The 6,867-nt window shown below is 64.1% G+C and carries 5 protein-coding genes; 4 read left to right on the top strand and 1 reads right to left on the bottom strand.

Going from position 1 to position 6,867, the window contains the following annotated elements; all coding sequences use genetic code 11:
- The 3 genes from WCD74_RS29695 to WCD74_RS29705 all read left to right on the top strand — a co-directional run.
- A partial coding sequence (locus tag WCD74_RS29695) for a hypothetical protein (RefSeq protein WP_337698545.1) occupies positions 1–208 on the top strand: 208 nt, incomplete at its 5' end.
- 470 nt (positions 209–678) lie between these two features.
- Complete coding sequence (locus WCD74_RS29700) at positions 679–1,518, top strand: hypothetical protein (protein WP_337698546.1); 840 nt, start codon at positions 679–681, stop codon at positions 1,516–1,518.
- A 161-nt stretch (positions 1,519–1,679) separates the two neighbouring features.
- A complete protein-coding gene (locus tag WCD74_RS29705) occupies positions 1,680–3,143 on the top strand; it encodes a hypothetical protein (protein ID WP_337698547.1) in 1,464 nt (487 codons plus the stop codon).
- 387 nt (positions 3,144–3,530) lie between these two features.
- On the opposite strand, the gene WCD74_RS29710 is transcribed toward WCD74_RS29705, so the two are convergent.
- Positions 3,531–4,895 carry a hypothetical protein gene (locus tag WCD74_RS29710; protein WP_337698548.1) on the bottom strand — a complete coding sequence of 455 codons (1,365 nt, stop codon included), beginning with the start codon at positions 4,893–4,895 and terminating at the stop codon, positions 3,531–3,533.
- A 395-nt stretch (positions 4,896–5,290) separates the two neighbouring features.
- Between WCD74_RS29710 and WCD74_RS29715 the strand changes: the two genes are divergently transcribed.
- On the top strand, positions 5,291–6,571 hold the full coding sequence (locus tag WCD74_RS29715; protein ID WP_337698549.1) for an ISL3 family transposase: 1,281 nt from the start codon (positions 5,291–5,293) through the stop codon (positions 6,569–6,571).
- Positions 6,572–6,867: the final 296 nt, after the last annotated feature.

Genomic DNA, 6,867 nt, shown 5'->3' on the forward strand with positions numbered 1-6,867 from the left:
GACCGACAAGAAGCAAAATTCGCACGTTATGTCAGGCGGTCTGGCGATATCCCCTTCGGGGTTCACCGACTCATTGACAAACATGACACCAAGACTGCTGGACAGCGCCTTCAAACTCATTCAAAACCGCCTCAGACCTCTCTGCGTAGAACCTTCGGGCGACCGCCAAGGAGGCTCCCGGACTTTGAGTGAGCATCGCGCATTTTGAAGGTTACTACGATATGGTCCGCACCCCTTCCGACCTACGCTAGGGTGCATCGACAGCTCAACGGAAGGCTTACCCTCGTCTCATCACTGTAGACACCCAGTTGCCCGAACCGGGAGGTGCGACCAATCAACCGCTCATTCAGTGCCCGACGTTGGCAACTCGCACACGCTCAGGAGTTCCGCAACTGGAACGGCCAAGAGCGACGTTTAGATACCGGACTCAACGCTCTATGCGCTGCGATCGACAGAACCGCGAATGACCTCGTACAGGACGACGATACAGCTGCGTCTGTCGCCAAGTGCTTGCCTGATTGCTACACCCGTTGCAATGAAATAGAGTTCAGCCGAGTCGAGGAGAGTGTCGCCTACGCAACTTTACATCTTGCGGATCGCTACGGACGCGTGCAACAGGTGCTCGACGAGTTGCTACGGGTAGGCGCCCTACCGCTGCGGCGTAGGCAGGGTCCCGGGGTGTCCATCCTGGAGATCGGGGCCGGGCCGGCTCCCGCTCTCTATGCAGCCATCGACTACTACCAATCGCTAGCAACGTGGGCTGGTTCTATCGAACGAAGTGATCCGAGACCTGGTGCAACCGAGGGGCCGCTTTCTCTTGCAGTGGTTTCTAATCCGGTTGCCATCGAGCGCGGCGCAAGTTGGTCTCACTACCTGCACGCCCTTTCGGAGAACCTAGGACAGATCGCGCCAGACATTGCCCGACACCTACTCTACTCAGTTGAGATCGAAGATTTCAGCGGGTTTGATCAACAACAAGTCCACCGAGACCGGCGCCTGGCTGCCGCGCGACAGATTGAAGCGGAGTTCGATCGCTCGGACGAGCCGATCAGCGCATCATCTGCCCGACGACTAGCCCACGACGAACGCCTCGGCGGAGTCAGCGCATTCGACCTGATCGTCCTGAGCAATATGCCTACAACGGCGGACTCGATCGAGCTACTTGCTCCTGAGCTCCAGCGGTTATCGAAGGCGCTCACTCCGGGCGGCGTCTTGGTGATCATGGGATCAGCCGCAGAGTCCTACGATTCTCTGTGGACTCGAATCGACGAACTCATTACGAATACTGCGTTAGAACGCTTGGCCACGCAAAGCGAGCCCTTCCACGCGCAACTCGAGCTGGCTCAAGCCGAAATAATCGAGACACATGTTCGTCGTGGAGTCCGGTCGTGGCGCAACCGCTGCTCCCCCTCCTTGTGGGCAGAGATTCGATCAGAACTACCGCGCGAGCTGCGCGACGAACGTCGACCCTTCACCTTTCCCCAATTTCGACTCTTTGCTTGGCGTCGACGACGCTAGCTCGCGACCTAGGGACTCAAGTGATCTCAAGGCTCAATAAAGCCGTGGCCAGCAGGCGCCCAATTCGCGACGACGAGGCTCGGTCAGACGGCGACACAGGAATGAGCCGTCGCCAGCTCGCGCTATTCGTCGGGCGACACGAATTCCGATCGATGCGAGTTATGATTGACGTCGAGCTTCTTGCCGACACAGGACCAGCTCACGTACCCGGGGCCGTGGCACACGCTCTAGATGAGAAGGCTTTTGAAGGGGTCTTATCCGCACAGACCTTACTCGCCAGCCTGCTAGCCGACTCTGCATTCAAGGTTCTGCGCTATGCAGATGACGGGCCCCCGTATCGCGATATTGTCTCGAGCAAGTCGGGGCCCCACGCACCTGGTTGGGTCATGTCGCCGCCCGACCACGCGGTCGAAGGCGAAACCGGCGAAGTTGTCTACAGCTTTTCCACGGGCCACGTGGTCCTGGCCGCCAGGTCTCAGCATGCCCTCGTCTTCGTCGAGCAGGACGAACGTGCCGACCCAAGGTCAGGTCCCGACGACCGAACAGAACTTGAGCGGCAGCGTGCCGTGCGGCGCGCAGATTACCTAGCGGGGCAAAGCGCGGAGGCTGTTGACGCTGACGTTTTTATCACGCGACGCACCTACTTGCTTAACCATGCACATCGCTTTGCGCGTGGCGTTGATTGCATGACGCCAGAGCAGGCCCTAACGGTGGTTGGGCTCTTTCTTCGTTGTCGGGGACAATTTCTGCTCGCCGCAACTTGGGATGGTGGTCGATACGAAGTCGACCGTGGTCTCTTCTACTGGATCGGAACGCGCGCACTGCTGCCCGCCAGCTGGCGCTACTTCGCTGGATGCATCCGTGCAGATCGGCCCGAGATTGGCGCATCCACACTTTATCTGGCTCAGTCAACATTACGGCGCCTAGACCGGGCGCTGCGCCAACGCGACCTGATACACTGGTCGCTTAACAAGCCTCAGAGGAACGACACAGCCGAGGACGCATCAGCTGCGCTTGATAACGTCCTCCAACTGCTAGTGGGCGCCCTCGACGCCGCCGCGCGAGTCGCTCACATCGTCGCAGGTATGCCCACGGAAACGCTGCATCGAGTGGGATGGCAGAAGCAGCAGTGGCGAGACGGACTGCGCGAAGCGTTCCCCGACCTCGTCGGATTCTTCGCTCCGGGCACTCCAGGTGAACAACTGTTCCTACTGCTTCGCTTGTTGCGAAATTCGGTCCACGGTGAGGCGTTGCAAGCCTCTGTCGTACACGACGCGGCGAGAGGGAGCTCCGTTGGAATTGGCCTCCCAGCCATGAGCATAGCCTCACTACTTTCTGTTATGGACAATCTTGGCGGGGAAGAAGTCTGGGGAGTGACGATTGACGGCGCTGGCCAGGCGTACGTTGATCCCGGAATTATGGTCGACCAGTTGGTTCCCCTGACGGCGGCTCTGCTCGACAACGTCATGGCCCATACCCCCGTCGAACAGGTAATCGGCGAATCGGTAACCGCCCACAGTAAAGAATCCTCGGAGCACGACGACGTGCTTTCAGAGGCGAACGAGACCCGGGTGGTACTCCAGCTAGGACTCGACCCACGAACCAACGACCTTCGTGGGCCCTAGGCGAGACTTGGTGCGCAGAAGAACCCGCCTCATCGAGAAGTACGCATAAGTCGTCGGCGTGCTCCCGACCAAGCAAGCTTGCGCAGGCTTGGTCGACACCCTGTCGAGGCGAGGCATCTTGACCTTCTCGTTGAGGAATTGACTGCGAGCCTTCTCCACGAGCGGCGCGAACTGCTCTCGCACCTGCTTGGTAAAGTCCTTGCCGCTGAAGAACCGCACGGCGAGAAACTCGACCCAGTCTTCCGAGGGTTCCCGGAACTCGGTGGCCAGCTCGCGCTTGATAACACCGATAGTCGACGCTACGTCAGGGGCGCGGTCCCATTCGACTCGCGGTGGCGTGCCCTGGTGGCCGATTTGATAAAGCCATGGAGCGGAAAATCGCTGGAGTTAGGTCGAATCGCCACGCAACAACTGCAGCATCTGGGTGGTGGCGAACTCTACCTCGTCCGGTAGGTGATGGTACTGGCGTTCTGTCGCGGCTGAGGCTGCAAGCGCGTCCGCGACGGCGGCGAAGCGGCCGTCTCCTGCGTGCTCGGCGATGAGCGGTCGCCACGGCGGCGGTATCGGCCCGAACGGGAACCTCAGAGCGCGGGCGTAGAGCAGCTCGGCCATCGGCATCGGGGCGGCGACCAGGAGGGCCAGCGCGCCGTGCGCGCTCCGGTACTGGTCGGGATCGATTCGATCGGAAGCTGCATCGGCCCTGTCGAGGGCGCGCTTCACCACGGTGACGAAGTCCTCGCCGCGCTCCTTGCTCTCCTCGTCGCCCACAATCAGGTTCGCGAACTCCGAGTCGGCTTCGAGCACGTGACCGACTGACGAGATGACGTCCGGGAGTGCGCCTTCGGGGCCGCGCAGACCCAAGGTGCGCAGCCGGTCGAGGCGCACGACAGGTGCTCCCAAGCCACGCGCCAGAACCCAGGCGCACCTCGATGCGATGCGCTCCACGACACGCTGATCGGCGACCTCGTTCACCCAAGGTTCGCCGTCAAGATCACGATTCCCCTCTTCGGCGGCGTCACCTCTGTCCGTGGTGGTGACGAGTTCTATGACGCGGTCAAGCAGTTGCTCGGCGAGGTCTTCGGGAAGGTCCTGGACGACGTCGAGAGCAAGCGCGACAGCCTCGGGGTGTCCGAGGTCTACGCGGGCGAGCAACCAGCGGCCGACAGCCTCAGGGTGATTGAGGTGCGCGCCGACGAGTAGTCGTGCATCGCCGGGCGTTCTGCGGTCGCCGAGGTGCTCGAGCAGGAGGTCGGGCTCAGTGATCGCGTCGGCGGCCGCCGTGGCGAAGTCGGCGACGAAGTCCGCCGGGAGCGAGTCGAGCTCGCACGCAAGCCTGAGGGTCTCGAGGACGTCAAGAAGCGACAGCGACCCACCAAGTTCTTGGGCGGCTGCTCGTCGTCCGGTCAGGGCGTCCGAGTTCATCCCATCTTCGGCGATAGCTTCGAGCATGTCGTCGTCGACAGGAACCACAGTTAGCAGGGGCGCGAGATCAGCGTCAGCGACTGCTTGAACCGCGAGCTTGTCGCCCTCCGCGGCAACATCAGCCAGGGTCCCGTGATGTCGAGCGCCGCGGCCCGTGCCGGCGCGGCGGACAGTTGCCCGGGCTGCTCGGTGGCGCATCAGCAGCGGAAGACGGTCCCAGCGTGCGGCGATCTCCGCGGCGAGACGGTCCGAAGCTGCGCGAAGCATCGAGACCGCGTACTCGGGTAAAGGCGCGTTGTCGCCACCGAACCCGCGAGCGCCTTCGGCCACCAGCTCCTGCGGGCGCTCAGCGATCCAGCGCAGCGCCCCAGGGTTTCTCCAGACGGCTGCGCGCTCTCCCTCGCATCTGATGGCTCTTCAGCCTGATCGACGTCCCAGCCCTCGGTCATCGCGTCGAGGAGACGGTCGAGCAGACCAACGACCGTCTCGACGGTCGTGTCGAGTTCGGCAGCCGTGGCAGGAACGTCGGGTAGCGCTGGGTTGCTCAAGGTGAACCGGCTCTTCCGATTCCGGAGTGCAGCTGAGGGTGTGACCGGGCCAGGAGTTGGGGTCGTGTCGCTGCGGTGAGGCGGGCCCCGAGAAGTTGATGATGCGGGTTCCTACACCTTGCCCATCAACACCTCGGGGACCCGATGTCGCAGCCTACGACCCTGCCTGCCCAGATCGTGGCCGACACGATCATCCGGACCGTGGAGCTCGGGGTCGGGATTGTCGACGCCGCGGTAGCCGGGCAGACCACGGTTCTGTGGTGCGAGCTGCTCGTCGACGGCCCCGATCGCTGCCCGGGCTGCGGGATCACCGGGACCTACCGCGACCACGTCGAGCGCCGGGTCAGCGACGTCCCGGTGGTCGGGCATCCCCTCGAGCTGCGCGTGCGGGTGCCGCGCTACGAGTGCCGCCATGACGGCTGCGCCCGCGCGATCTTCGCTCACGACACCAGCCGGCTTGCCCGTCCCGGGGCGTCGACCACGCGCCGGTGCGCGAGGTTCATCCTGCGTCGGCTGATGTTGGACAAGGCCACCGTGGCTGCGGTGGCCCGCGAGCTGGGCCGCTCCTGGGACACCGTCAACTCGATCGCCGTGCAGGCGACCAGCGCGCTGCTGCTCACCGCCGGCCCCGCCCGGTTGGACGGGGTCGAGGTGATCGGCGTCGACGAGCACAAGTGGGCCCACCCCCGCGGCGTCGAGGCCGACGGGTTCGTCACCGTGATCACCGACCTCACCGCTGTCGTCGCAGGTCACGGACCCGCTCGGCTGCTGGACATGGTCCCGGGCCGCTCCGCGGCCGCGATGAGGACCTGGCTGCAGGCGCGCTCGCAGTCCTTCCGCGACCAGGTGCGCATCGTGGCGATGGACGGGTTCGGTGGCTACAAGAACGCCGCGGTCGAAGCCCTCCCTGAGGCGGTGACGGTGATGGACCCGTTCCACGTCGTCGCCCTGGCCGGGCACAAGCTCGACCTGTGCCGTCAACGCGTCCAACAGGACACCCTCGGGCACCGAGGTCGTTCTGGGGACCCGCTCTACCGCGTCCGGCGCACCCTGCGGACCCGGCTCGGGCTGCTCACCGACCGGCAGCGCGCCAGGCTTGAGACGGTGTTCGGCTACGACGAGCACATCGCGGTCGAGGTGACCTGGTGGGCCTACCAGCAGATCATCGCCGCCTACGAGACCACCGACCGCGCCCGCGGCAAGACCCTGCTCACCGCGGTGATCGACCGACTCCGCTCCGGGCTACCCGACGGGCTCGAGGAACTCGCGACCCTCGGCCGCACGCTGCACCGCCGCCGCGACGACGTCCTCGCCTACTTCGACCACCGCGCCTCGAACGGACCGACCGAAGCCATCAACGGCCGTCTCGAAGCCCTCCGCCGCAACGCCCTCGGCTTCCGCAACCTGATCAACTACCGGATCAGATCGCTACTGCACTGCGGAGCCCTCGCACTCTGATTCCGGAAGAGCCGGTGAACCTGTTGGGTTCGCCAGGTACCTGGGCAAGCTCCTCGGTAAGCAAGCTGAGTAGTGGTTCGAGGGCGATGCAGGCCAGCAACAGCGCACTTGCCGGGGGGCGAAGCCCGCGCTCGGCCTCGGCCAAGAGGTCGTCAGCCCCGCCCGCGCGCCCGTCGAGCCATGAGCAGATCGCGGTCCGCGCGGCCGCGCGTCGCGCCAACACGGCTTCGGCAGTGTCGGCTCCTCGAGTGATTCGTGTAGCGCTCAGCACCTTCGAGGCCCGCAGAACGGGCTCG

It is taken from the genome of Actinomycetospora aurantiaca (assembly GCF_037401875.1).
Classification (GTDB): domain Bacteria; phylum Actinomycetota; class Actinomycetes; order Mycobacteriales; family Pseudonocardiaceae; genus Actinomycetospora; species Actinomycetospora aurantiaca.

Bases quoted from the DNA above. Each gene is read 5' to 3' on its own strand.
- WCD74_RS29705 (WP_337698547.1), top strand. From the start codon at position 1,680: ATGATTGACGTCGAGCTTCTTGCCGACACAGGACCAGCTCACGTACCC.